The sequence below is a fragment of the Streptomyces lydicamycinicus genome (assembly GCF_000829715.2).
GTDB lineage: Bacteria > Actinomycetota > Actinomycetes > Streptomycetales > Streptomycetaceae > Streptomyces > Streptomyces lydicamycinicus.
Genome location: NZ_BBNO01000013.1, coordinates 87108 through 110828, shown reverse-complemented (window position 1 = coordinate 110828; position 23721 = coordinate 87108). Strand labels below are relative to the sequence as shown.

General features: G+C 68.3%; 19 protein-coding genes and 7 pseudogenes. 14 read left to right on the top strand and 12 right to left on the bottom strand.

Translation table 11 applies throughout. The features are described 5' to 3' along the window. The 4 genes from TU31_RS35115 to TU31_RS35100 all read left to right on the top strand — a co-directional run. Window positions 1-670 (top strand): ATP-binding protein (locus tag TU31_RS35115; protein WP_042162360.1); only part of this gene is annotated, 670 nt, incomplete at its 5' end. Beyond that, the gene (locus TU31_RS35110) at window positions 663-1361 is read left to right on the top strand and encodes a response regulator (protein WP_042162321.1); all 699 of its coding nucleotides are present in this window, start codon (window positions 663-665) and stop codon (window positions 1359-1361) included. The genes TU31_RS35115 and TU31_RS35110, both read left to right, overlap by 8 nt. Before the next feature lie 181 nt (window positions 1362-1542). Continuing rightward, window positions 1543-2325, top strand: coding sequence for an ABC transporter ATP-binding protein (locus TU31_RS35105; protein WP_042162319.1), 783 nt, complete (start codon window positions 1543-1545; stop codon window positions 2323-2325). Between the two features lie 73 nt (window positions 2326-2398). After that, entirely contained in the window at window positions 2399-4972 is a 2574-nt protein-coding gene (locus TU31_RS35100) for an ABC transporter permease (RefSeq protein WP_042162317.1), read from the top strand. A 209-nt stretch (window positions 4973-5181) separates the two neighbouring features. On the opposite strand, the gene TU31_RS35095 is transcribed toward TU31_RS35100, so the two are convergent. After that, on the bottom strand, window positions 5182-6258 hold the full coding sequence (locus tag TU31_RS35095) for an Lrp/AsnC family transcriptional regulator (protein ID WP_042162315.1): 1077 nt from the start codon (window positions 6256-6258) through the stop codon (window positions 5182-5184). Between the two features lie 222 nt (window positions 6259-6480). Here TU31_RS35095 and TU31_RS35090 point away from each other — a divergent pair. From TU31_RS35090 to TU31_RS38920, 3 genes and pseudogenes are all read left to right on the top strand, one after another. Further along, window positions 6481-7749: pseudogene (locus TU31_RS35090) on the top strand (M20 family metallopeptidase); the annotation flags it as partial. A gap of 97 nt (window positions 7750-7846) precedes the next feature. Next, window positions 7847-9391 (top strand): AbgT family transporter, encoded by a 1545-nt coding sequence (locus tag TU31_RS35085; RefSeq protein ID WP_042162313.1) that lies wholly within the window; start codon window positions 7847-7849, stop codon window positions 9389-9391. A 37-nt stretch (window positions 9392-9428) separates the two neighbouring features. Next, entirely contained in the window at window positions 9429-9566 is a 138-nt protein-coding gene (locus TU31_RS38920) for a hypothetical protein (RefSeq protein ID WP_158894864.1), read from the top strand. Between the two features lie 603 nt (window positions 9567-10169). On the opposite strand, the gene TU31_RS35080 is transcribed toward TU31_RS38920, so the two are convergent. Next, window positions 10170-10676, bottom strand: a complete 507-nt coding sequence (locus TU31_RS35080; RefSeq protein ID WP_042162311.1) for a fascin domain-containing protein — start codon at window positions 10674-10676, stop codon at window positions 10170-10172. A gap of 392 nt (window positions 10677-11068) precedes the next feature. On the opposite strand from TU31_RS35080, the pseudogene TU31_RS40075 reads away from it, so the two are divergent. The 4 genes and pseudogenes from TU31_RS40075 to TU31_RS35065 all read left to right on the top strand — a co-directional run. After that, window positions 11069-11167, top strand: a pseudogene (locus TU31_RS40075) (VOC family protein); the annotation flags it as partial. A gap of 163 nt (window positions 11168-11330) precedes the next feature. Continuing rightward, window positions 11331-11564: pseudogene (locus tag TU31_RS35075) on the top strand (nuclear transport factor 2 family protein); the annotation flags it as partial. Window positions 11565-12005: 441 nt separating this feature from the next. Continuing rightward, window positions 12006-12413 (top strand): RidA family protein, encoded by a 408-nt coding sequence (locus tag TU31_RS35070; RefSeq protein WP_042162308.1) that lies wholly within the window; start codon window positions 12006-12008, stop codon window positions 12411-12413. 365 nt (window positions 12414-12778) lie between these two features. Then, window positions 12779-14188, top strand: coding sequence for an FG-GAP-like repeat-containing protein (locus TU31_RS35065; protein ID WP_245698985.1), 1410 nt, complete (start codon window positions 12779-12781; stop codon window positions 14186-14188). Window positions 14189-14911: 723 nt separating this feature from the next. Here TU31_RS35065 and efeU read toward each other — a convergent pair. The 3 genes from efeU to TU31_RS35050 are packed head-to-tail and all read right to left on the bottom strand — an operon-like array spanning window position 14912 to window position 17025. Beyond that, window positions 14912-15733, bottom strand: coding sequence for an iron uptake transporter permease EfeU (efeU, locus tag TU31_RS35060; protein ID WP_042162304.1), 822 nt, complete (start codon window positions 15731-15733; stop codon window positions 14912-14914). A 60-nt stretch (window positions 15734-15793) separates the two neighbouring features. After that, window positions 15794-16420 carry a hypothetical protein gene (locus TU31_RS35055; RefSeq protein ID WP_052719148.1) on the bottom strand — a complete coding sequence of 209 codons (627 nt, stop codon included), beginning with the start codon at window positions 16418-16420 and terminating at the stop codon, window positions 15794-15796. A 2-nt stretch (window positions 16421-16422) separates the two neighbouring features. Next, entirely contained in the window at window positions 16423-17025 is a 603-nt protein-coding gene (locus TU31_RS35050) for an iron transporter (protein ID WP_042162302.1), read from the bottom strand. A 275-nt stretch (window positions 17026-17300) separates the two neighbouring features. On the opposite strand from TU31_RS35050, the gene TU31_RS35045 reads away from it, so the two are divergent. The 3 genes from TU31_RS35045 to TU31_RS38915 all read left to right on the top strand — a co-directional run bounded on the left by TU31_RS35045 (window position 17301) and on the right by TU31_RS38915 (window position 19021). Next, complete coding sequence (locus TU31_RS35045) at window positions 17301-17702, top strand: cupredoxin domain-containing protein (protein ID WP_245698983.1); 402 nt, start codon at window positions 17301-17303, stop codon at window positions 17700-17702. Window positions 17703-18118: 416 nt separating this feature from the next. Continuing rightward, entirely contained in the window at window positions 18119-18523 is a 405-nt protein-coding gene (locus TU31_RS35040; RefSeq protein ID WP_370682787.1) for a hypothetical protein, read from the top strand. 336 nt (window positions 18524-18859) lie between these two features. Next, window positions 18860-19021 carry a hypothetical protein gene (locus TU31_RS38915; RefSeq protein ID WP_158894861.1) on the top strand — a complete coding sequence of 54 codons (162 nt, stop codon included), beginning with the start codon at window positions 18860-18862 and terminating at the stop codon, window positions 19019-19021. A 102-nt stretch (window positions 19022-19123) separates the two neighbouring features. On the opposite strand, the gene TU31_RS35035 is transcribed toward TU31_RS38915, so the two are convergent. From TU31_RS35035 to TU31_RS40375, 7 genes and pseudogenes are all read right to left on the bottom strand, one after another. Beyond that, window positions 19124-20104, bottom strand: coding sequence for a glycine betaine ABC transporter substrate-binding protein (locus TU31_RS35035; protein ID WP_042162296.1), 981 nt, complete (start codon window positions 20102-20104; stop codon window positions 19124-19126). Beyond that, a pseudogene (locus TU31_RS38325) lies at window positions 20104-20415 on the bottom strand (ABC transporter permease subunit); the annotation flags it as partial. The gene TU31_RS35035 and the pseudogene TU31_RS38325, both read right to left, overlap by 1 nt. 70 nt (window positions 20416-20485) lie before the next feature. Then, window positions 20486-20695 (bottom strand): annotated as a pseudogene (locus tag TU31_RS40070) (ATP-binding cassette domain-containing protein); the annotation flags it as partial. 205 nt (window positions 20696-20900) lie between these two features. After that, window positions 20901-21547, bottom strand: a pseudogene (locus TU31_RS35025) (ABC transporter permease). A 58-nt stretch (window positions 21548-21605) separates the two neighbouring features. After that, window positions 21606-21768: pseudogene (locus TU31_RS37620) on the bottom strand (Lrp/AsnC family transcriptional regulator); the annotation flags it as partial. A 49-nt stretch (window positions 21769-21817) separates the two neighbouring features. Beyond that, complete coding sequence (locus TU31_RS39445) at window positions 21818-22909, bottom strand: serine hydrolase (RefSeq protein ID WP_275451879.1); 1092 nt, start codon at window positions 22907-22909, stop codon at window positions 21818-21820. Beyond that, on the bottom strand, window positions 22831-23271 hold the full coding sequence (locus tag TU31_RS40375; protein ID WP_219819241.1) for a serine hydrolase: 441 nt from the start codon (window positions 23269-23271) through the stop codon (window positions 22831-22833). Before TU31_RS40375 ends, TU31_RS39445 begins: the two co-directional genes overlap by 79 nt. Between the last annotated feature and the right edge of the window lie 450 nt (window positions 23272-23721).

Here is a 23721-nt window from a genome sequence, read left to right as displayed (position 1 = left end):
CACCGACGAGCGGGTGGCAGTCCAGGTGCGCAACGGCATTCCGCCCACACCGCCCGCCGCCGCGACCGGGCTGGGCTCCGGGCAAGGGCTGACCGGGCTGCGGGAGCGGGTGGCGCTGCTCGGCGGCGCCCTGGAAGTGCACCGGACGCCCGGTGGCGGCTTCGCCGTGGAGGCCGGCATCCCCGTCGACCCCGGTACCGGTGCGGAGACGGCGGACGCGGCACCGGACGACAACGGGCCGGTGGCCGTCGACGAGCCCGGCAGCGGGCTCTCCGCCCTCCAGCGGCGCCTCGGTGGCGCCGTCACCGGGCTGCTCGGCCTGGTGGGGGTGGGCGTGCTGATGATGTTCGGGCTTGTGCTGGTGGACCAGGCGCAGCACGCTCCCGAACCCCTGAGCGGCGAGGAGCCCCGGTTGGGGATGAGCAGGAAGCAGGTGGAGGGCACCGTGGGATGGGACAGCAACTTGTCGCGCGCGGCCGCCGCCGGGCGCGAGCCGCCGCGGCCGGGTTCCGCCACGGACTGCATGTATCCGTACACGGGCGAGAAGCTCAAGAGTGGGCGGCTGGAGATCGTCCGCTACTGCTTCCGGTCCGACACTTTGATCGCGACCGACCGTTTTACCGTTCCGATGGTGACCGAACCGCACGGTGGGAGCAGGATGCATGACTGACCAGGCCAACTCCGCGGGCTCCCGGGCGGATTCCGCGATCCGGGTGCTGCTCGCCGACGACGAGCAGATGATCCGGCACAGTGTCCGGGTGATCCTCCAGCACGCCGACGGCATCGAGGTGGTGGGTGAGGCGGCCAACGGCGCCGAGGCCGTCCGGCTCGCCGCCGAGCACGGGCCCGATGTGGTGCTCCTCGACGTCCGTATGCCCGTACTCGACGGGCTCGCCGCCGTCGAACCGCTGGTCGCCCTCGCCCCCGCGCCGCAGGTGGTCATGCTCACCACCTTCGATGACGAGGAGAACGTCATCCGGGCCCTGCGGGCGGGCGCCACCGGCTTCCTACTCAAGGACGAGGGACCGCAGGAGCTGATCACCGCGGTACGGGCCGCGGCCGCGGGGGACGCGGTGCTCTCGCCCCGCGTCACCGGATCCGTCATCCGCCGGATGCTGGGCGGCGGCCCGGCCGACGCCGTGGCCGCCGCCCCGGACAGCAGGGTGGCGGGGCTGACGGACCGGGAGCGGGAGGTACTGGTCATGCTGGGGGCGGGGCTGTCGAACCTGGAGATCGGCACGCGGCTCGGCATCGGGTTGGGGACGGTCAAGACCCATGTCGGGTCGATCCTGGGGAAAACGGGGTGCGAAAGCCGGGTGCAGGCGGCGCTGCTGGCGCACCAGGCCGGGCTCATGCGCTGAGCCCCGGACGGGGAGCCGTCAGGTCTGTCTTTCGGCAGAGAGGGCGTGGTCCGTGAGGGCGAGACAGCCGCGGCGGGTCTGACCTTCGGCAGGCGGCACATCCCCGCCCTGAGAGCGACGAGTTGGGGGGTGCGCCGCGGCCACGATGGTCGAGATCCCCGCACCCGTTCCAGGAGTAGCCATGCCGCAGTCCGCCACCCAGACCACCCGCCTGAAGGCACCCTCCGGTGCCGCCGCCCGCGCCACGGGACTGACCAAGGTCTACGGCGAGGGCCAGACGCGGGTCGTCGCCCTCGACTCGGTTTGCGTGGAGTTCGGGCGCGGGCGGTTCACCGCGATCATGGGGCCGTCCGGCTCCGGTAAGTCGACGCTTATGCACTGCATGGCGGGGCTCGACTCGCTCTCCGAGGGCTCTGCCCACGTTGGTGACACCGAGTTGTCCAGCCTGGGCGACCGACAGCTCACCAAGCTCCGCCGGGAGAAGATCGGCTTCGTCTTCCAGGCGTTCAACCTGCTGCCCACACTCAGCGCCCTCGAAAACATCACGCTGCCGATGGACATCGCCGGCCGCAAGCCCGACCAGGAGTGGCTGGACCTGATCGTCGGAACCGTCGGCCTCTCCGGGCGGCTGGGGCACCGTCCCTCGCAGCTCTCCGGCGGCCAGCAGCAGCGCGTGGCCGTGGCCCGCGCGCTGGCCGGACGCCCGGAGATCATCTTCGCCGACGAGCCGACCGGCAACCTCGACTCCCGTTCCGGCGCCGAGGTCCTGGGCTTTCTGCAGGAATCCGTACGCGGGCTGGGACAGACGGTCGTGATGGTCACCCACGACCCGGTGGCCGCCTCCTACGCGGACCGCGTGATCTTCCTCGCCGACGGAAGGATCACCGACGAACTGGCCGCCCCCACCGCCGAGTCCGTGCTCGACCGTATGCGGCTCCTCGACACCAACGGACCGGCGAGCTGACGCGCCCTCCCGCACGGCTCGTCCGCCCGTAAGCCTCCCTGCCTCCCCGCATCACTCCAGGACTGAATCCGACATGCTGCGTACAGCTCTGCGCAACGTCCTTGCGCACAAAGCCCGATTGATCATGACCGCGCTCGCGGTCCTGCTGGGCGTCGCCTTCGTCTCCGGCACCCTCGTCTTCGGTGACACCACCGCGAACGCCTACCGCACGGCCGCCGGCCCAAGCCTCAAGGGCGTGGCCGTCTCCGTACAGTCCCAACAGTCCCAGGAGCCGCCCGGCGGCCCGGACGGCAAGCCGACCAGCACGCTCGACACCGCGCTGGCACACAAGATCCGCGCGCTGCCCGGCGTCGCCGCGGTGCGCCCCACCGTCAACGGCGAGGCCACCGTGGCCGGTAAGGACGGCCTGCCGGTCAACACCGACAAGGCCTGGCAGAACCTGGCCACCAACTACCTGCCCGGCAAGGACAGCCACATCTCGCTGAAGGAAGGCCGCGGACCCGCCTCCGAGGGCGAACTGGCGCTGGACGCCAAGACCGCCGAGAAGGCCGGCTACCGGATCGGCGACACCGTGCGCTTCGCCATCGACGGGCCCGCTCTGGCCAAGAAGCTGGTCGGCACCGTCTCCACCGATGACCCGCAGGTCAACGCCGGGGGCACGCTCACGCTCTTCGACACCAGGACCGCACAGAAGCTCTTCCTCCACCCCGGCCAGTTCCACCAGATCACGGTCGCGGCCGAGGACGGTACCGACCACCGCGAGCTGACGGACCGGGTGCGGGCACTGCTCCCCGACAAGGGCGCCAAGGCCACCAGGGGCGAAGACCTGGCCGCCGAGCAGGCCGACCAGATCGTCGAGCACACCGGGGCCCTCACCAAGGCCCTGCTCGGCTTCGCCGGCATCGCGCTGTTCATCGGCGCGTTCATCATCGCCAACACCTTCACCATGCTCATCGCCCAGCGCAGCCGCGAAATCGCCCTGATGCGGGCCGTGGGCGCCTCGCGCCGCCAGGTCGTACGCTCCGTCCTCATCGAGGCCGCCCTCCTAGGACTCGGAGCCTCCACCGCGGGCTTCGCCCTCGGCCTCGGCATCGCCGCCGCCATGCGCCCGCTGCTCAACCTGAGCGGCGCCGGACTGCCCGGCGGACCACTGGTCATCTCGCCCACGACGTTTGCCTGTTCGCTCACGGTCGGCGTGCTCATCACGGTGCTCGCCGCCTGGCTGCCCTCCCGCAAGGCCGCGAAGATCGCCCCCGTGACGGCGCTCAGCAGTGTCGACCAGGCCCCGCCGGCCCGCGCCCTGGTCGTCCGCAATGTGCTCGGTGCCCTGCTCACCGGGGCCGGGGTGCTGGTGATGGTGTACGTCTCGACGCTCACCACCACCGACACGTCCAACCTGATGACCGCGATGCTCGGCGGCGTACTGACCCTCGTCGGCGTGATCGTGCTGGCTCCGCTGCTCTCCCGTCCGCTGATCACCCTGGCAGGCAAGGCCACCACCCGCCTCTTCGGCGTCACCGGCAAGCTGGCCAAGGAGAACGCGCTGCGCAACCCCCGCCGCACCGCCGCCACCGCATCCGCCCTGATGATCGGGCTCGCTCTGGTCACCGGCCTGACCGTGGTCGGGCACTCCGCCCAGCGCGCTCTGGTCGCAGAAACGACCCAGGGCCTGTCCGCCGACTACAAGGTCTCCAACGGCTCCTTCAGCGGTACCGGGCTCGACGTTGGCGCGGCCGCCAAGCTCGCGCGGGTGCCCGGGGTCGCCACGGCCGTCCCCACCACTTCGGCGGGGTTCGACACCAAGGGCGGGTTCGCCCTGATCACCGGTACGGACCCGAGGGCGTTCGGCAAGGCCGCGCGGCTCGACTTCCGCACCGGCTCGCTGCGCGACATCGGCCCCGGGAAGATCGCGGTCTCCGACGAGTTCGCCGACAAGGGCGGGCTCAAAGTTGGCAGCACCCTCAACGCCGACACAAACACCGGCCGGGCCGAGAAGGAGAGGAAGGTGAAGCTGAAGGTCGTCGCCGTCTACGCCAAGACCCCCACCACGAAGGATGCACTGGGCACGCTCGCCGACATCCTCCCGTACTCCGACAACAAGAAGCTCGAAGAGGTGCTGGTCAAGGCCGAACCCGGTCAGGCCGCGGGCCTTGAGCGGAAGATCCGTGCCGCGCTCGGTGACAGCCCGCTGATGGAGGTCCAAAGCCACGAGCAGGCCATCAACGACGGCGGCCGGATGATCAACATGGTCCTCAAGATGATGTACGGGCTGCTCGGCATGGCCCTCCTCATCTCGGTCCTCGGCGTCGTCAACACCCTGGCCATGTCGGTCTTCGAGCGCACCCGCGAGATCGGAATGCTGCGAGCCATCGGCCTCGACCGCTCAGGCATCAAGCAGCTGGTCCGGCTGGAGTCGGTGGTTATCTCGATGTTCGGCGCGGCGCTCGGCATCAGCACCGGCATCCTTCTCGCCTGTGCCGGCAGCGGCATAGCGAGTTCGACGATGGACACGTACGAGATAGTCCTGCCATGGGGCCAGCTGGGGATTTTCCTGGCGCTGGCGCTGGTGATCGGTGTCCTGGCAGCGATCTGGCCGGCCCGCCGGGCGGCCCGCCTGAACATGCTCCAGTCGATTCGGTCGAGCTGAGCCGAGCGACGCAAGACCGGGCCACGGTGCGCACCACACCAGCCGCACCGTGGCCCGGGAATCGACGACGCCATGCCGGCAGCCACGGAGGGCGGTGCCGTGCCCCGGCCCACCGCCCAACCGCTGCACCGGAAGAGCCCGCCGGCTCTGACGTACCGACCAGCGCCCCGGATTTGCTCATCCACTGCTGGGGAGCGACGTCCCCTTCGTCAGCTCGTCTCCCCGCTGACTCCGGTGGTGGGCAAGTCGGGTTCATGGTCATACCAGGGATCGATGGGTGCGCTTTCGCGTTTTCTTCCCAGCTCATCCAGGATCCAGCCTTGCCGCTTCACGGTGCGCAGGACGATGGCATGATTGACGATCTTGAAGTCGGGGACCTCGGCGGCGATGCGTTTCTCCAGGTCCAGGGTCTGGTCGATGGAATGCAACCACGTCGACAGGAAGACGTTGGTATCGCCGCTGGTGGCCGTCAGCAGACGGACGCTGGGCATTTTCGCCAGTTTGACGAACGCAAGCTCGCGATCAACGAGAGGTGCCCGGCCCCACAGGAGCGCCGTCACGGGCCATCCCGTGATGTGCTGAGCGATCTCGCACCGGAAGGAGACCAGGCCGGAACGCACCAGACCGGACAGCCGGCGGCGGGTCGCGGAATGACTGGCACCGGTCAGTGCGGCAAGTTCCGTCACCGGCAGCCTGCCGTCGGGCGCCAGCGCCAGCAGGAGCGCTCGGTCCGAATCGGAGAGCCGGCCAAGCTGCGCTCCTGAGCGTTCTTCCGCAACCGATTGGAGCCGCGCCCGCTGGCCGCTCGAGAGGGCATCCAGACGCCAGTCGCTGCCGGCCACGTGGATCCGCGTGGTGACCTGGCAGTTCACGTTCACCACGCCGGGGAGGCGACTGACCCGGTCGAGAATGAAGCGTGACAGCCCCGGCAGATCCCGGGTGACGACGTTGACGTGAAGATCCCGGCCGCTCGCGAGCTCCATCACGGACTTGGTCCGGGGATCGCGGGCCAGCGCGAGAGCCACTCGGCTGCGCTCAGCCGGGTGGCAGTCGACGTCGATGAAGGCATTGCACAGTGAACGCCACAGCTCTGGGCTGCCGGTCGCGGTGACCCAGGCGAACCCACTGTCGGAGATGTGGCTCCAGCGGCGGGCCACAGTGACAGCGCTGAGCCCGAGCACGTCACCCAGCGTGGCCCAAGAGGCACGTGGCGCGATCTGCAGGGCGTTGGCGATCGCGAGATCCGTCTCATCCAGACCCGTACACGGTGTGGCGAAATCCTTCATAGTTCGAACCTTGTCGGCGATTCTCAACGATTTCGTGGCTGGTGAACGCGAGATGGCCACCATGTAGCACCACGATGAGCCGCGCAAGAGCGTCGGCCCTGGAGACCAGTGAGCACAACGCTCGCCTCTGGAAAGGTCGAGATCCAAATGAGTGCATCCGAGTTGCAGCCTGGGGAGTGGAACGAGCCGACCCGGCGCCGACACATTGAGCACGTTAGGCCGGCGGGTCTGCGCGAACCGGAGCGCGACCCGGCCACGATGTCCGAGCCCCGGCTTGACGCCCTCGACCGGCTCGCCCGGAAGGCGGACGGCCCGGTTCCCACCGTCGCGGCCCTCACCGCCGAGCAGGCCGAGTCCGTCCACGCTTGGCTCGGCGATCACCGGGAGGCGATGGTCGCCGATCTCGCCGCCTACACGGCACACGAGAGTTCCAGTGACGACCCCGAAGCGCTGGACTCGTGCCTGACCTGGCTGCGCGGCTGGCTGGACGACTCCCTCGGCAGCGCCGGGACAGAGGAACTGATACCCCGCGACAACGCCGGGGACATCCTGATCCGGCGCTCCCCCGGCTCCGGCGGCCACCCCGTCCTGCTGCTGTGCCACTACGACACCGTGTGGCCCACCGGGATCATCGAGGAGTGGCCGTTCCGCCGCAAGGGAGACCGACTTTCCGGGCCGGGCGTCTTCGACATGAAAGCGGGCCTGGTGCAGGCTGTGTGGGCACTACGGGCACTGGAAGCCCTGGGCCTGCCCCGCCCGGCCTACACGCTGCTGCTGAACGGGGACGAGGAAACCGGCAGCCTCGCCTCCAGCGACGTGATCGTCGCCGAAGCGCGCGCGTCTCGCGCGGCGCTCGTCTTCGAAGCAAGCGCCGAGGGCGCCGTCAAGACCACCCGCAAGGGCGTCGGCCTCTTCACCCTCACCGTCGTCGGAGAGGAGGCGCACGCCGGACTCGACCCCACTGCGGGGGCGAGCGCGATCAACGAGATGGCACACCAGGTCCTGCGGCTCGAGGCACTGCAGGACCTCGATGCAGGAACCTCTATCAACGTCGGGGTCATACACGGCGGTACCCGCAGCAATGTCACCGCCGGCCGCGTGGTCGCCGACCTCGACGTACGGGTCGCCTCCTCGACGGAACAAGAGCGGATCACGTCGGCCCTGGCCGCACTGCAGCCGGTGAACCCGCGCACGAAGATCGTCGTCGACGGCACGTGGAACCGGCCGGTGTTCGAGCGCACCTCCGAGGTGGCCCAGTTGTTCGAGCTGGCCCGCCAGTGCGCGCACCCGCTCGGCATCGCCTTGCGGGAGACAGCGGTAGGCGGCGCCAGCGACGGAAACTTCGTCCTCGCGGCAGGCACCCCCGTCCTGGACGGCCTCGGGGCAGTCGGCGCGGGTGCCCACGCACGCTCCGAGCACGCCACGCTCAGCGGCATGATCGAACGCGCCGCGCTGGCCGCAGGAGTTCTGGCTGCATTCGCCGCGTCCTGAGTCGAGAAGCCCAGTAAGCAGTGTCAGATCCACAAGGAGCTGACCTGGTCCGATCCCGGACTCCTGCAAGTCCCCTCAGCCCAGGGAGTTTTCCCGAATGAGCACTACCGGAGCGATGACCTCGCGGTCGAAGGTTCTGCGCGCCTCCTTCCGCGGCTTCGCCGTGATCGAGAAGGTGGGCAACAAACTGCCCCACCCCTTCTGGCTGTTCTGGATCCTGGCGCTCGTCGTCGTCGGGCTCAGTGCGGTGCTGGCGGCGGCCGACGTCAGCGCGGTCCAGCCGGACACGGACAAGACCATCACCGTCCTCAGCCTGCTGAGCAAGGACGGCCTCGCGCTGATGGTCGAGGGCGCGGTCGAGAACTTCGCGAGCTTCCCGCCGCTGGCCACGATCATCACCGTGATGCTGGGCATCGCGGTGGCCGAGCGCAGCGAGCTCATCAGCACCCTGCTGCGGCGGATGGTCGCGCGGGTGCCCGGCAGGTACCTGACCTTCGCACTGTCGATGACCGCGATGGTCGGCCACGTCGCCGGTGACGCCGCCTACGTGACCCTGATCCCCCTCGGCGCGCTGATCTTCCGCGCCGCCGGCCGCAGCCCCGTCCTCGGCTGCATCGTCGCGTTCGTCTCGATCTCCGCGGGCTACGACGCATCACCCTCGCTGACCACCACCGACGTCCTGCTCTCGTCGATCTCTACCGCCGCGGCACAGACGATCGACCCGAGCTACGTCGTCACTCCGGTGGCCAACTACTACTTCGGGCTGGCGTCGTCGGTGCTCATCGCACTCGTCATCACGGTCGTCACCGAGAAGATCATGGCCCGCCGGCCCGACCTCGAGACCGACGAGCCCACCTCCGGCCTCGGCGCCGAGGAACTGGGCCAGGTCGAGATCACCGCCGCCCAAAGCCGCGCCCTGCGGGTGACCGGGCTGGTCGCGCTCGCCTACGTCGCGGTCCTCGTACTGATCATGCTCCCCTCGGGGTCCCCCCTGCGCGGCGAGGGCGGCAGCGTGGTCGACTCACCGCTTTTCCGGGGCATGGCCTTCCTCCTGGGCATATTCTTCGCGCTGGTCGGCACCGTGTACGGCCGGATGACCGGCACCCTCGCCGGCGCGCGGGATGTGGTCGGCTCGATGGTGGAAGGCGCCAAGTCGATGGCGCCGATCCTGGTGCTGTTCTTCGCGATCTCCCAGTTCCTCGCCTACTTCAAGTGGACCCACATCGGCGAGATCCTCGCCATCAAGGTCGCGCAGACACTACAGAGCCTCGACGTGCAGGGCTGGGTGGTACTGCTCGGCCTCGCCGTCCTGGTCAGCTTCATGAACCTGGTCATCACCAGTGGCTCCGCCCTGTGGTCGCTGGCCGCGCCGGTGTTCATCCCGATGCTGATTCTCGTCGGCCTCAGCCCGGAGACCACCCAGGCCGTCTACCGGGTCGCCGACTCCGTCAGCAACTGCATCACCCCGATGAGCCCGTACTTCGCGATGGCGCTCGGGTTCATCCAGCGCTACCGGAAGTCGGCGGGCATCGGCACGCTGGCGTCGTTCACGATCCCGCTGGCTGCCGTCATCTGGATCGTGTGGGTCGGATTCTTCCTCGCCTGGTACCTCCTGGGCATCCCGCTCGGCCCGGGCGCCTGAGAAGTTCGAAGCACAACCAGTACGGAGAGAGCACGCCATGATTGCTCAACGCGCGCGCCGCGCGGACGCCGCCGCGGACATCACCGAGCTCGTCGGCCAGGTCCGCGATGCCTCCTGGCATCACACGGCTGAACGAACCCAGGACTTCCAGGCCCGGATACGTTCAGCCGTGTGAGCACGGACTTCCAGACCGCCAGAGTCCTCCTCGGCGCCGAGCGCGGAGGAACTCTGTCGAGGGAAGGCTGAGAAGCGGCTGGGATGGGTGAGATGGAGGGCGTCAGCGATCGTGGTCTTCCTCCCGGCGCCGTCAGAGCGCAGGTACCCCGGCAGTGGCAGGCGCCGCCCCAGCACCAGCCGGCGGACCTCGTCGGCGTAACGGCCCTGGCCGCGCACAGACCCTCCAGGGTGACGAACTGCGTGCTGATGTGCGCGTTGTCGGCGTCGGTCAACGGGTGGTCATCGTTGACTTCGCGGAATCGTTTCGCGAGTCGCCGCTTCAGGTCCGTCTCCGGCATCGGGCCGCCTCCACGTTCACCGGTACGGTTCTCTTGCGCACGGAGTCGGAGCGCTATCGGCCGGATGGTTTCAGCACTCACCGAACCGTCCAAGGGGGGCAAGCCTGGTCCGCTGAAGGCCGATCTGACAGAAAGTGCCTTCTCCGCTTCCCGGCGGAGAAGGCACTTTCGCGTTTCCGGGGTGGTCTACCCCACGTCACGTACGATTTCGCGAGAAACCACGCGCGAAACCAGGCGTGACAATGTCCCGGGCGACCCGGTCATCAGGCCCTGTCGAGATAGAACTTCTCATGCTCGCCACCGTTGGCGTTGACCTGACAGTTCACCGTTCCGCCGGGGCCGGTGGCGGTGGTCACCCCGCTGCCGGTCACCATGCGCAGGTAAGTACCCGGGAAGGCCGCCGACTCGAAGGAGAACGAACCATCCGCCTGGGCGCGAAGGTGGTACTTCTCGTAGGGGTGGGCGCCGTACTGGCAGTTGACCTTCCCCCCGCCGGCCATCGTGGCGGGAACCTCGGTGCCGTCCATGCGCAGGAATACGTTCGGGAAGGCCACCGACTCGAAGGCGTACGACCCATCTGCCTGCGGCCGGACCTTGTATCCCGTCCAGGTGCCGGTGCCGTACTGGCAGTTGACCGTCCCGCCGCCGGAGCCGGTGAAGGAGGTCACCCCGGTCCCGTCCATGCGCAGGTAGATGTTCGGGAAGAACGTCGACTGGATCGTGATGGGCGTGTCCCCGAGCTTTCCGAGGTCAGCTGCCGATAAAGGCATGATCGCCTCTCCTTCGGTATGAGTGTGTCTTGGACGAGTCGAATTCAGCGCCGATGGCGGCAGCCTTTGCGACGCTGAATGCCGAGATAGAGGATTGGATCGGGATGAACCGCGCGGCTTCATCGGCTCTATGAGTAACTTCCCCTAGAAAGGAAGCCCGTCGAATCCCAGATAAGACGGCATTGCGGCCGCCATTTATGTCACCCCGCCCCCTATTTCCTGCTCTCACAGGCCCCGAACTCACTGTATTCGCGTGAACACAGCCTGTCCACCCTCGTGCTTCAGTGGGCCTTTCCAACCTGTCGGTGAAGCTGGGCAGTTGTCCTGCCGGACGAGGGAAGCCCCTGGTAGACAGGTTTTCGCCCAAGAGGACCCGCTCCACCAGAGGCTTCATCCTCGGCGAGGTGGCGCAGTACGAAAACATCTACCGACTCTGCAACCTCCGCGGCCCCTCGGGAATCATCGCCGCTCTGGCCGAACGGATCGGCTAGGCCGTTTCGTTCGGATCACTCCCGCTGAGCGGGGATGCGATATCACGAGGGGCAGCCTGGACGATGGCGAGTGGGAGGCGTGCGGCCTCTAAAGCTGTCGCGGTGCTCTTCGCCACTGGTACGACATGGGGATGGTTACTGAAGCCCTTGACCTGTGGACCGAAACATCCTGGTGACCCTCACCTCCGTGGCAACAGCGACGGCCACCACCTACTTCACGACATCCCGTGTCGATGGACATACCGATGGCTTCATGCCACCACGGGCTCCTACGCAAGTGGGCCACTACGAGGACGCCTTCCTCAAGGTCGACGGCCTGTGGCTGCTCCGTTCCCGTTCCGCGCTCCTGGCCTTCGCCGGACCGACCGAGCGCCTCGAACCAGCTGACAAGCCGTAAGCCCCACTTCGGAAGCGGATATGGGTGAGCGAGATGAGCGGACGCTGCCCCGCCGTATATGCGCTTCGGCGTCTGGTCCGGCAACAACGGCTCGATCCTGATGCCCCGTCTGATCATCCCCGTCCAGGGAGGCATGGCATGACCACGGTGAGAGGTACTGAGGCCCGTGGTACAACAACCGTGAGACGACGGCTCTGCGGTTCTTCCGCGACACCGGCTGGGCCGTCCACGTCCCCCGCCGCCTCAAAGAGCTGCTTGCCGATGTCATGGGCGAGGACGACCCGGCGAGGAGACTGTCGAGAACCTGAGCACCCTCGCACCACTGCTGCACCAGCTGGACGAGCGCGAGCGGCAGCTGATCAAGCTGCGCCGGTGGGTAGAGTGCATCATGAGGCCGGTGTGGTGTTCCGGCCTGATCCATGGCTACTGAGGAAGTGTGCTGTGCCGCGTACGACGTTTCAGCCCGAGGCCCTGTTCCCCAGCCGTCCGTGGGGGTTTTCCCAGGTTGCGGTTTCGCCGCCCGGGAAGATCGTCAACATCGCGGGGCAGGTCGCGTGGGACAGCAACCACGAGGTGACGGCGGTGGGGCGGGAGGCACAGCTCCGCCAGGCGCTCCAGCATGTGTTCATCGCCCTCGAAGCGGTCGGCGGCAGCCCGGATGACATTCAGATCCTCCGGCTCTACCTTCCGAACTTCGAGTCCGGTCCCGAGGCGGATCTGATCGGCCGCGTCCTGGTCGACGTGTTCGGAACGGAGAACCCGCCCCCGTCCTCATGGATCGGGGTGCAGGGCCTGGCGCAGCCCGAGTACCTCGTCGAGGTCGAGGCCATGGCGGTCGTTCCGGAGTAGAAGCGGGCGGGATCGGCGACACGACCTCGCACGGTTTCCGACGGGGCGGAGCGAGCCTGCGCGTGCATGCCGGGCTCGCGTGCCCGCACCCTGTGCTTGCCGGTCCGAGCACAGCGGACCCGCTCACCCGGGAGGCCGGCCAGAAGGCCAAGCCGCCCAGATCAGGTGGGCGGCCTCTCGAACGGGGCGTAGCCAGTAGCCCACCGCCACGAGGCCCTGGCAACAGCCACGCCCGAGCGACCTCGAACGAGGTTGTTTACTTGTGATCCACTCAGGCACAACCTTCTGTGCGGCCCGTCTGTCCCACACCAGAACGATCGATCATTCCCTCGCTCTTCTGGGAGACACTGTTGCGCATAAGAACCATGGCAGCGATCGCCACGGTAACGGGCCTGGCTGCCGCAGGACTGACCCTGCCGCTCGCGGGGTCCGCCATGGCCGCCCCGACCACGCGTGCCGACTTCAACGGCGATGGCTACGACGATGTTGTGGTCGGCATGCCGAAGGCGACCGTGGACGGCAAGGCCAAGGCGGGGTATGTGAACGTGCTGTGGGGCAGCGCGAACGGGCCCGCCAAGTCCACCGTCGTCAGCCAGTCCACCGCCGGGGTGCCGGGCACCTCCGAGGCGGGCGACCTGTTCGGTACGGCGGTGGCCGTCGCCGACCTCAACGGCGACGGCTACGGCGACCTGGCCGTCTCCGCCTCAGGCGAGTCTCTCACCAGCTCCACCACCGAGCACCACGGCACCGTCACGGTGGTGTGGGGTTCCGCGTCCGGCTTCATCAAGGGTGGCCTCACCGCCGCCAAGGGTGACTCGGGGTTCTCGCGGCTCGGAGGGAAGATCGCGACCGGCGACTTCGACCACGACGGTGACCAGGACCTGGCCCTGAGCGCCTCCGGTGAGGAGGGAGGCAGCACGCGGATGCGTCCGGGCCCGTTCACCGCGGGCTCGCCGACCAGCACCCAGCTCATCGACGGGTACGCCTTCGGCGGCGCCCGTGCCCTGGCCGCCGGTGACTTCGACGGCAACGGCACGGACGACCTGGCGGTCACCTTCAAGGGCATGGAAAGCTCCGGCACCCGTGTCTATAGCCGGACGTCGGGCGCCTGGTCGACCACGTGGAGTACCAGCGACTACGGCAGCGCGATCGCCACCGGCGACTTCGACGGCGATCACACGGCGGACCTGGCCATCGGCCTGGTCCAGCCCAACCCGGAGGCCGACGGCACCTTTTGCGCGGACCGCCTCGGCGGTGCGATCGCGGTGGTCTACGGCAAGGAGGGCACCACGCTGGGCGGCAATGTCGCGTGCACCACGCAGTCCTCGCCGTATGTCGGCGGCACCGCCGAGGCCGAGGACGACTTCGGCGCGTCCCTGTCGGTGGCCAACCTCGACCGGGACAACGTCGATGAACTCATCGTTGGTGTCGGCCATGAGGCCGTCGGCTCGAAGACGAACGCGGGCTCGTACCTGTGGCTCGCGGCGAGCCACACCGGTGTGATGACCGGCCCCGCCTTCAGCCAGGACTCGGCGGGTGTGCCCGGCACCGCTGAGGCGGGCGACCTCTTCGGCGCGGCCGTCTCGGCCGGGGACTACAACGGCGACAACTATCCGGACATCGCGATCGGCGCCCCCGGCGAGAACAGCAAGTCGGGCGGCGTCTGGTTCCACCCGTCCCGTGAGGAGGGCACCCCGCCCCCGATCACCTCGGTGACCCCTGGCAGTCTGGGGCTCAATGGCGCGGTCGAGCACGGCGGTGTGCTGGGCCGCTAGGCGAGCAGGGCCGGGTGCGGTACCGCGTTTCCGCACCCGGCTCCCGTGCCTGTCCGCCGGCCGGCAGCCCGGCCCGGCACCGCGGGGGGTCAGCCGGAACGTTGCCCCGGACGGTCGCCTCGTAAGGCTGCGGCGGCGGGGGAGTGGCTTTCCTCGGGACGCGTGACCGCGACCTTGCCGACACCTGCTCCAGCGCCGACATTGCACGGCTGACCGTGCTCAGCCGCAGGCGGATCTCTCAACTCCGCGCCGATGCACGCCCTGACACTGTGTCCGCCGTTCCGGACGCCGAGGGAAGTCGCGGTCGTCATTGTGGCGCCCGCGCATGCCGCCACCGCTGAACAATGGCGACGGGTCTTCTGACAGAGAGGTCACCGTTTCTCTCTAGTGCCGTGCCGGCGATGCGAACGCGCCGAGGTCCGTAGCGGGCAAGACATCCGATGCGCTCGACGGGGTCCGAGGCGGCGGTGACCGGGACGGGGGAAACCGCAGCGGCTCCGGGCGACCAGCCGGCCATTCATCAGCCCCTGAAGGTCAGCCCCCGCGGGCGAGTGCCCAGGATCTTGACGGCGAGGCTCGCCAGGTGCCGCCTCATTTCTTCGCGGGGGACGCACTCGTGTCCCCGGCCAGGTGCTCGACGAGGTCGGCTCGAGCTGCTTGTTCCCGCTCCCCGGCAGGCCGCAACCGAACGTTCGCGACCGGCCATCCGCATCCGGGGAGGGCTTACGCCGTGGCCGGTGCCTCTTTGGCGGGCTGAGGACGCAGGAACCAGAACAGGACGGGTGCCAGATAGAGCGCCCAGGCGGTGGCCTGGAGCACGCTCGGGTTGGGCTGGAAGTTGAAGATGCCCTTGAGCAGGGTGCCGTACCAGCTGTCGGGAGGGATGGTCGCGCTGATGTCGAAGAGCCGGTCGTCCAGGCCGGGGAGGAGGTCGGCCTCCTGTAGGTCGTGGATGCCGTAGGCGAGGACGCCTGCTGCCACGACGACCAGCAGGGCGCCGGTCCAGGTGAAGAACTTCGCCAGGTTGATGCGCAGTGCGCCGCGGTAGAAGAGCCAGCCCAGCACGACGGCCGAGAACAGTCCGAGGGCGGCTCCGAGCACCGGCTGTGCGCCGTCGCCCGTCGACTGGACGGCAGACCATATGAACAGCGCCGTCTCCAGGCCCTCACGGCCGACCGCAAGGAATGCGGTGGCCACCAGCGCGCCGGTGCCGATGGTCAGGGCTTCGTTCAGCTTGCCCTGCAGCTCGGCCTTGAGGTGCCGGGCGGTGCGGCGCATCCAGAAGACCATCCAGGTGACCAGCCCGACGGCCACGATGGACAGGGCGCCGCCGAGCGCCTCCTGTGCCTCGAAGGTCAGTTGGGAGGAGCCGAATTGCAGTACTGCGCCCACGGCCAGGCTCAGGCCGACAGCGATGCCCACGCCGAGCCAGATCGGCGGCAGTTTGCTGCGGTTGTCGGTCTTGACGAGGTAGGCGACGAGGATGCAGACCACGAGGCTGGCTTCCAGGCCCTCGCGCAGGCCGATCAGATAGTTGGCGAGCACGCCGGTCTCCTAGCGAAGATCGTGGAGGTCGTGAAGTGTCGGTTCACGTGAGGTGTCGATTCAGGGGTGGCTGTTGAGGAAGCCGATGACGCTGGCGCCCCACCATCCGCCCTGGGAGATCGTGGCGGCGATCCCCGTCTGCATCAGCAGGCGTCGCGGTACGCGTCCGGGGTACTCCTGTACGTGCCTCAGGCGCTGACCGAGCCAGTGGGCGTAGAGGCCGTTGAGCATAACGGCGAGGACGAGTCCGAGCTTGACCAAGGTCAGCGGTGATGACAGGTCCGGGCGGAGGAACAGCCCGCTGAGGACGAGTCCGCCCAGCCCCAGCCAGATCGGTGTGTGCAGCGCACAGGCGGTCTGGAGGACATCGCTCAGACGGCGACGTCCGAGCAGCCAGAGCAGTGCGAACCAGTCGACGGCGAGCACGGCACCCAGCCCGACGATGAGCGCCGCGAGGTGGAGGAAGCGGGCTGCGGCCTGCAACGGCGGGTCGGCGTGGACGTGGGAGGCCGTCCAGCAGGCTGCTGTCAGGACCGCGCACGCCACGACGCCCAGGGCGACCAGCGCCCATGGCGGTGTCGGAGCGCCGTCGGGGCCCTCGTCTTCGACGGCGAGGGCCGGCCGCCCCGGTTCCCCGGCCGGCCGGGGTCCGAGTGCAGCCTGGCCTCTGGCGGAGGTGGATTGCACCGTCAGCTCTCCGGCTTGAGTTCCACGTTGCGGAACGTGGCGGTGGCCCCCTCGCTGAGCGCGGGCTTCTCGCCGCTGGCGCCGTGCCGCAGGAACGTCGGGGTGTCGAGCTTCGCGCGGAGGGTGTACTTACCGGCCTTGGGTATCGAGAAGTTGTTGGCGTAGTGGAAGAACTCCGAGTAGTAGAAGTTCAGTTCCTTGGCCTGGACGACCTTGCCGTCCTTGTCGACCACTTCGAGCGTGATGGGCACGTCGGGCACGATGCGGCCGGTCTTGGCCTCCATCGGGATGATCTCGATGTGGTGGGTCTCGTCCTTGGCCGGGGCCCGGTGGACCTGCTTGCCGTGTGTGCCGTGCTCCGCGTGGAACCACGGCTCGGCCGCCTCGACGATGTAGCCGACGTTGTAATCGCCCACCCGCGTCTTGCCGCCCCTGGCCGCGATCTCCGCCGCCAGCACGGTGTGCTGGTGCGCCACGCCGGCCGGGGCTGTCTCCTTCGACTTGCCCTGGGCGGCGGGCTTCTTGTCCGAATCGGCGCCACCGCAGGCGGTCAGGGCGAGAGCGAGCGGCACCGCGAGGCACACGGCAGGTACGAATCTGGGCATGGCTGAATCCCTTCGGGACAGAGGTGAGGTTAGGCGAACCTAAGTATATGGCGCGCTCGAGTCAACCCCTCCCGCAATTCGGGCATTAGCGAGTGAAGTGGGTGATATTCGTGGGAACGGACCGCCGCTTTCGTGGGAGTTGTGCGGAGTCGAGCCATTGGTGGCGCTCAAGAAGTGCCGATGGTTGGGCGAGATTTAGACAACTAGGCCGCTCTGTTGCTTACACTGCGTCCGCCTCCCCCATCCCCGCCTCCGCCCTCCCAGGGAGAACCCTCATGACGCTTCGCATGCCCCAGCCCATGGCCGCGACCCTGCTCGCCGCCGGAGCACTCGCCGCCCTGACCGGCTGTGCCGAGAAGAGTGACAGCAGCGACTCGAAGTCGGGAGCCATCGCCGTCGAGGCCACCGATGACGCCTGCAAACTCTCCAGGACTTCCGCCAAGGCCGGGCCCATCGCCTTCAAGATCTCCAACCAAGGCAGCAAGATCACCGAGTTCTACCTCTACGGACCAGACCGAAAGGTCGTCAGCGAGGTCGAGGGCATCGGCCCCGGCACCTCCCGCACGATGAGCGTGAAGGTGTCCGAGCCCGGGACGTACGCCACGGCATGCAAGCCGGGCATGGTGGGCGACGGCATCCGCGGCAAGTTCACCGTCACGGCCAAGCAGCACGGATGACCTGAATCCGTCCGTGGTGCCCTCGGGGTATCGAGGCGTCTGCAGTGAGGCAGCCGCAGCCGGGTATGACACTTTCGCACGGCGCGCCGCAGTGGAGAGTGTCGATCACTATCGGCCGCGCGGTGCTTTGAAGTCTGCGGTCCCCCCCCGCCCCAAGTTGCCGCGCGCGGCGCGGGTGGCCCCCAGCCGGCGGCCCGCGCCATTGACCCGCCGATTGTGAGCTATCGGTCCGAGGGCATCGATGTGAAATAGCGGTGAAGGGAGTTTCGGAATCGCCCAACGGGAAATGCGCGAGACCCGTGAGCTGCCCCAATGAAGGCATACCGCAAAATCGCCCCTACGGCTTCAGTCGAAACTCTCCCTGCCGCGGTGGATCAAACTCGCCGGATTCTGGTGATACGACTCCGCTGCCGTTTATCCAGGCGGATGTCCCGCATCGCAGCAATTCACCCTCGCCCTACGCCCCCGGCCCAGCCGGCCCGTACAACGCCGTTCCGAACACAAACTCCGGTGCCAGAGGGAGTGGGAGAGGAAACCGTCGAGGCAACGGAGCGGACCGACTCGCCTTGATCATTCACAGCTTCGCGGATGTCGCCGCGGCATTCCTCGGTCTGTGGATCCTGCTGTATCTGCTCGAAGCGAATCAGGCGAATGTCTTCGTCGGCTTCGTGCACGGTGTGGCCGACTGGCTCGCGGGCTGGTCGCAGGACATCTTCATCATGGAGACGGAAGGGCTGCGCGCATTCTTCAACTACGCTCTTCCCGCCCTGATTTACCTCGGGGTCGGCCACGGCGCAGCCGCATGGCTGCGACGCCTCTGACTGCGCTTCCGCCGAGCTCAGGGGCGCAGGCTTCCCGTGCCCCCTGAGCGCCGAGACGAATGCCCACCCGACTGGCGCACCCCTCCCCGCACGTGGTGAATTTCGCGGAATTGTTGTACGTGAGGTAGCCGCTGGCCAGCGCCGCGTACTCGCCAGCAGAGGTTCGACGAGATCGGCATCCGACACGGCGGGCGGGGAAGGCTCATGAGGGCCCGTCATGAGCCCGGATCTTCGCATAACTCAGCTCGCAAAGCCGCCCCCGTCGCCCTTGAGTGAACGGATTCTGCGTACCGATCGGAGATCAGCAGAGGTTCAGCTGCCCCCGCCCTTGTCCTCATGGCGCTGATGCACCTGTCTTTCACTAACGACACCGCCGACGCTGTCCTGAGCAAGGGCATTGAGCTAAGCCCGCTCGCTGTGGGAGCCATGTATGCGGCCGGCGCGGCATGGGACCGGTACGTGCGCCGGCCCGAGGACGGCGATGAAGAGGGCGGCTGACCTGATGTAGCGGGCGGTCGAGCGAACCTCCGGACGGCAGCGTCTACGCGAGCGGCAGGGCGCTCTCCTCCTGCTCGTCGGACGCTCGTGAGAATCCGTCTGTCAGCCTTCCCGGATGAAGCCCTCCCGCATCAGCCAGTCCTTCGCCACCTCGTGCGGGTCCTCCCCGTCCACGTCCACCCGCGCGTTCAGCCGCTGGGCCTCCGCCCCCGTCAGCCGCTTGGTGATCGGGGCGAGGAGGTCGGCGATGGCGGGGTACTTCCTCATGGTGGCGCTGTTCATCTCGGGTGCCGCGTTGTAGTTGGGGAAGAAGTGCCGGTCATCCTCCAGCACCTTCAGCTTGAGTTCGGGAATGCGGCCGTCGGTGGTGGCCGCCACGCCGAGGGCGCAGGCCGCGCCCTCGGCGACCTGGGTGTAGACGACGCCGTCGTCCATCTTTTTGAAGTTCCCGCGCCGGAGGGCGAATCCGTACGTCTTCGCCACGCCCGGCAGGCCGTCCTCGCGCACCGAGAACTCGCTTCCGCCGCAGATCGTCGCCGCGCCCGGGTCTTTCTTCGTCAGACGTGCCACGTCGGAGAGTGTGCGCAGCCGGTACTTCTGCGCATTCGCCTGGTTCGCGACCAGCGCGTAGGTGTTGTTGAGCGGGGCGGCGGCCAGCCAGGTGATGCCGTTGCGGCGGTCCTCCTCGCGTACGGCCTCCCACTGCCCGTGCGGGTCGACGACCCGCTTGGTGTGACCGAGGTAGGTGATCCAGGCCGTGCCGGTGTACTCGTACATCCCGTCCGCCGCACCGGACTTGACCGCCTCGCGGGCACCGATCGAGCCCTGGATGTTCGTCCGGTCCAGGACTTCCGCGCCGGCCGCTTTGAAGACCAGCCCCATGATCTGGCCCAGGATGATCTGCTCGGTGAACTCCTTTGAGGTCACGGTCAGTTGGGCGCCCTCCAGCGGTCGCCCCTTCCCGATGGAGCCGGGCTGCACCGAGTCGGCCAGCGGGCTGCCGCTGGTCAGTCCGCAGCCGCTCAGCCCTGCGGCGAGCAGCAGGGCGCCCGCGACGGCCGTCCGTACCTGGGCCAGGCGCATCAGTCCACCTCCAGGCCGCGTGGGCGTAGCAGCAACTCGACGAGCCTCCCCAGCCAGTCCATGATCAGCGCCATGGCGACCGTCAGTACGGAGCCGAGCACCAGCACCGCCATGCGCTGGTTGGTGATGCCGGAGGAGACCAGGTCCCCGAGTCCTCCTCCTACGCCGAAGGTGGTCGGCGTCGCGGTGCCGACGTTCAGCACGATCGCGGTCCGTACGCCCGCCAGGATCAGCGGGACGGCCAGGGGCAGTTCGCCCCGGAACAGCATCAGCAGCGGCGACATCCCGATGCCGCACGCCGCCTCCACGAGGGCGGTCGGCGGCCACGGTGTTGCTCATCTCCTCGACCCGGTCCCGCACCTTCGCGCGGGGCCGGCCGGCCATCTTCGGTGCGAGCCCGATGCTCTCGGTGACGGTCATGTGCGGGAAGAGACCCGTGGCCTGGATGGCGTAGCCGATGGTGCGGCGGAGCGCCACGGGGTTGATGCCGGTGACGTCCTCGCCGCCGATGGTGATCTGCCCCGAGGCCGGCTCGATCAGCCGGTTGATCATCTTGAGGGTGATGCTCTTGCCGCAGCCCGAGGGCCCCACAAGGATCTCGGTTTCGCCGGCCGCTTCGTCCTGGGTCACGTCCTCCACGGCCGGGGCGTGGCTGTCCGGATAGCGCTTGGTGAGGTTGTCCAGCCGGATACTCGCGCTGGCGGCGGCTGGCCGGCCGTGCCCGGCGGATCGGGCGGATCCGCCGGGGCCCGCGGCGCCGGATGTCGGGGAGGTCGGTTCGACGATTTCGGCAGAGTCAGCCACGGATCCCCCGTGAGATGGTGAGCCGTCCGATCAGCACGTACCCGGCGTCGAACGGCAGGGCTGGGACGACGATTCCGAGCGTCCCCGACAGTACTTCGTTGAGCGTGTTCGCACTGCCCAGGCTGGAGATCCCGCGGAAGATCTGGTTGCCAGGCCCGGGCCCTGAGACAAAGGCCGCGATCGCCGCGATGCCCATCAGCATCCGGGTCGGCACCCTGACACCGGTGAGGATTGGCGGCCGGGCGAGGGGAGGTTCGCCCCTGAGCAACTGGGCGAACGTGACATCCCTATGCCCTTGGCGGCCTCGACGAGGGCCGGGTCGACTCCGCGCAACCCGACGACCGCGTTACGGACCACCGGCAGCAGTCCGTACAGCGTCAGCGCGATGACGGCCGGCGCGACGCCGAGGCCGACGACCGGGACGAGCAGGCCGAGGAGAGCCAGGGAGGGGACGGTGAGGATGCTTGCGGTCAGGGTGATCGCGAGGTTTCCCGCCCACTCGGTGCGGTAGGTGAGGACGCCGATCAAGACCCCGAGCACCGTGGCGACGACCATGCACGGGAAGACGACGCCGGCGTGCTGATAGGCGCCCACCAGTAGCTGCTGGCAGCGGGTGCCCAGGTACTCCCAGAAGGTCACTTCTCGGTCCCTCCCTCAAGGCCGGTCCTCCAGCGGTCAGCGGTCCATACGGCGCCTGCCGCGACGCCTGGCGCACCAGTGGAGTGAGCCGGAGCGACACCGGATTCTCCAACGTGATCGCCGTCGAGGCCCGCACGATGCCATCGAATCCCACCCATCCGGTCGATCACGCGCTGCAAGTGGGCATTCGAGCGTGCCACCAAACGGCACAGCATGTCACCACCCCGCCGGCGGCGAGGAGTACTTGGGCCGCGCCCGACGGGAGCCGCATCACCGGCTCAGCAAAGCGCACTGCTCGCCAACCGCTGACCCACCCGGGCATCCGAGTCCTACCAGCTCCCGGCACTCAAGGGCCTGGCCCCGAAGGGCGGCAACCTGCGCAAGGGCGGCCCGGCCGTCATGTTCCAGCAGGCCCCTCAGCAGACCTTCACCAATCCGCTTGCGATCCGCGAGGTGGCATCGAAGCAGCGACTGTTGCCGGCGATCCCGAAGGACCTGAAGGTGAACAAACGACCGGGCGATGACATCTGACGATTTGAAAGGTGTCCAGGGTAAGCCCCTGCCCCAGTCGTCGGCTTGACCGTCGCCCTGTGGTTCACCCTGCGCGCTGTCAAAGCGGGCCGCACCGCGATGAGGGGACACCGGCTTGTCTCGGGCGTTTGACGTTTGTTGTCCAGGGCTCCCGTGGTCGGGGGACAGCTCCCCTCTGGCGCCTTGTGCCGTCGCCGGGCGGGACGGGCTGCCAGGTGCCGCGCTGCGTGCACAAACGGCATGGGTCCGGAACACGGGAGGGCGGAACGATGCGAGACCAGTCCAGTTCACCTCGCATGCACCACTTAACGCGCGAACAAGCCATAGGAAATCGGCTTCTTCATCGTGGTGCTGGGTGATGGAGCGCAGGGCGTCGAAGGTCTCCTGTTCGTCCTGTTGGGTTCCGTAGTTGCTCATTTTGACGATGACGGTTCGGGCGTCGGGGGCCACGTAGACGTCCTGGCCGTAAATGCCGATGGCCGAGAAGTCCTTGCCGTTGCCACCGGAGGGGTGCCACCACTGGGCGGAGTGGCCCCAGGTGTCGATCCGGTGGGCTGCCGGCGTGGCCAGGCGGTGACCCATTTCTTGGGGGCGGTCGAGGTTCCAGGTCGCCGTGTGCGTTGCGCCCATGGGCTTCCAGATGTTTTGACCGACCAGGTCGGCCGGCGTCTTCTTCTCGACGCGCATCAGGATCAGGCCGAGCATCAGGGTGTCGACGCCGCGATATCTGGCCCGGCTGCCGGGGGTGTAGGTCAGGGACGGTGGTACTTGACGAATGTCCGCAGGTCGCCGGTGAGCATCATGCGGGCGGTACCGGTGAAGGGCCGCCAGGGGCTGTGGTTCTCGTCCACGTCGATGCCGGAGGACATGTCCGGCAGGTCCCGGACCGTGATGCTGTCGTAGGTGTCCTTGGAGCGCAATTCCGGCAGCAGGTCGACCAGGCGGTCGCTCTCGTGGAGCTTGCCGCGCTCTATCGCCTGGCCGACCAGCAGCGACACGACCGACCTGGCCACGGACCAGGACGGCATGCGGGTGTCGGCCGTGAAGCCGTCGCCGTACCACTCGTAGGTCACCTTGCCGTCCCGCAGCACCAGGAACGTCCCGCAGCACCAGGAACGTCCCGCAGCACCAGGAAGGCGTTCGTGCGGGCCTTGGGCAAGAACTCCTTGAACGAGATCTGCTTGCCCGTCCACGGCACATGCTCCGGTGCCGCCTCCAGGGAAGTCGGCAGCGCGGTGGAGTGCCCGGCCGTGGCGATGGTGCGTGCGGGGAACAGCTCGCCCCACCCGGAGGGCGGCGTGGTCTGGAGCCGACCAGGTCGTGGGGCGAGGGGATGTCCATGATCGAGGTCGCGGCGTACGCTCCGCCCACGAGCACGGCCGGCGCCGTTCCCGCGGCGATCAGGGTCCGCCGGGCGGGGCGGCTCCTGGGCAGCAGGCCGCGCCGCCGGGATGCCGTGGCCGGTTCGGCAGCGACAGCCGCACCCGCGCCGGGCGGTTCTCGTCCCGGACGAACGGAATCCCGGTGGGCAGATGGGCGGTGCTGAAAGCCACAGGGGAGTCGAAGAGGAGGCCTGGGTGTCCACCACATCGGCGGACGGAACGCACCATCTCGCGCCTGCGAAGTTCTGCGGAAGGTGGTAT

Coding starts and splice junctions, on each gene's coding strand:
- TU31_RS35110 (WP_042162321.1), top strand. CDS start 663: ATGACTGACCAGGCCAACTCCGCGGGCTCCCGGGCGGATTCCGCGATC.
- TU31_RS35105 (WP_042162319.1), top strand. CDS start 1,543: ATGCCGCAGTCCGCCACCCAGACCACCCGCCTGAAGGCACCCTCCGGT.
- TU31_RS35100 (WP_042162317.1), top strand. CDS start 2,399: ATGCTGCGTACAGCTCTGCGCAACGTCCTTGCGCACAAAGCCCGATTG.
- TU31_RS35095 (WP_042162315.1), bottom strand. CDS start 6,258: ATGAAGGATTTCGCCACACCGTGTACGGGTCTGGATGAGACGGATCTC.
- TU31_RS35085 (WP_042162313.1), top strand. CDS start 7,847: ATGAGCACTACCGGAGCGATGACCTCGCGGTCGAAGGTTCTGCGCGCC.
- TU31_RS38920 (WP_158894864.1), top strand. CDS start 9,429: ATGATTGCTCAACGCGCGCGCCGCGCGGACGCCGCCGCGGACATCACC.
- TU31_RS35080 (WP_042162311.1), bottom strand. CDS start 10,676: ATGCCTTTATCGGCAGCTGACCTCGGAAAGCTCGGGGACACGCCCATC.
- TU31_RS35065 (WP_245698985.1), top strand. CDS start 12,779: ATGGCAGCGATCGCCACGGTAACGGGCCTGGCTGCCGCAGGACTGACC.
- TU31_RS35050 (WP_042162302.1), bottom strand. CDS start 17,025: ATGCCCAGATTCGTACCTGCCGTGTGCCTCGCGGTGCCGCTCGCTCTC.
- TU31_RS35045 (WP_245698983.1), top strand. CDS start 17,301: ATGACGCTTCGCATGCCCCAGCCCATGGCCGCGACCCTGCTCGCCGCC.
- TU31_RS38915 (WP_158894861.1), top strand. CDS start 18,860: ATGGCGCTGATGCACCTGTCTTTCACTAACGACACCGCCGACGCTGTC.
- TU31_RS35035 (WP_042162296.1), bottom strand. CDS start 20,104: ATGCGCCTGGCCCAGGTACGGACGGCCGTCGCGGGCGCCCTGCTGCTC.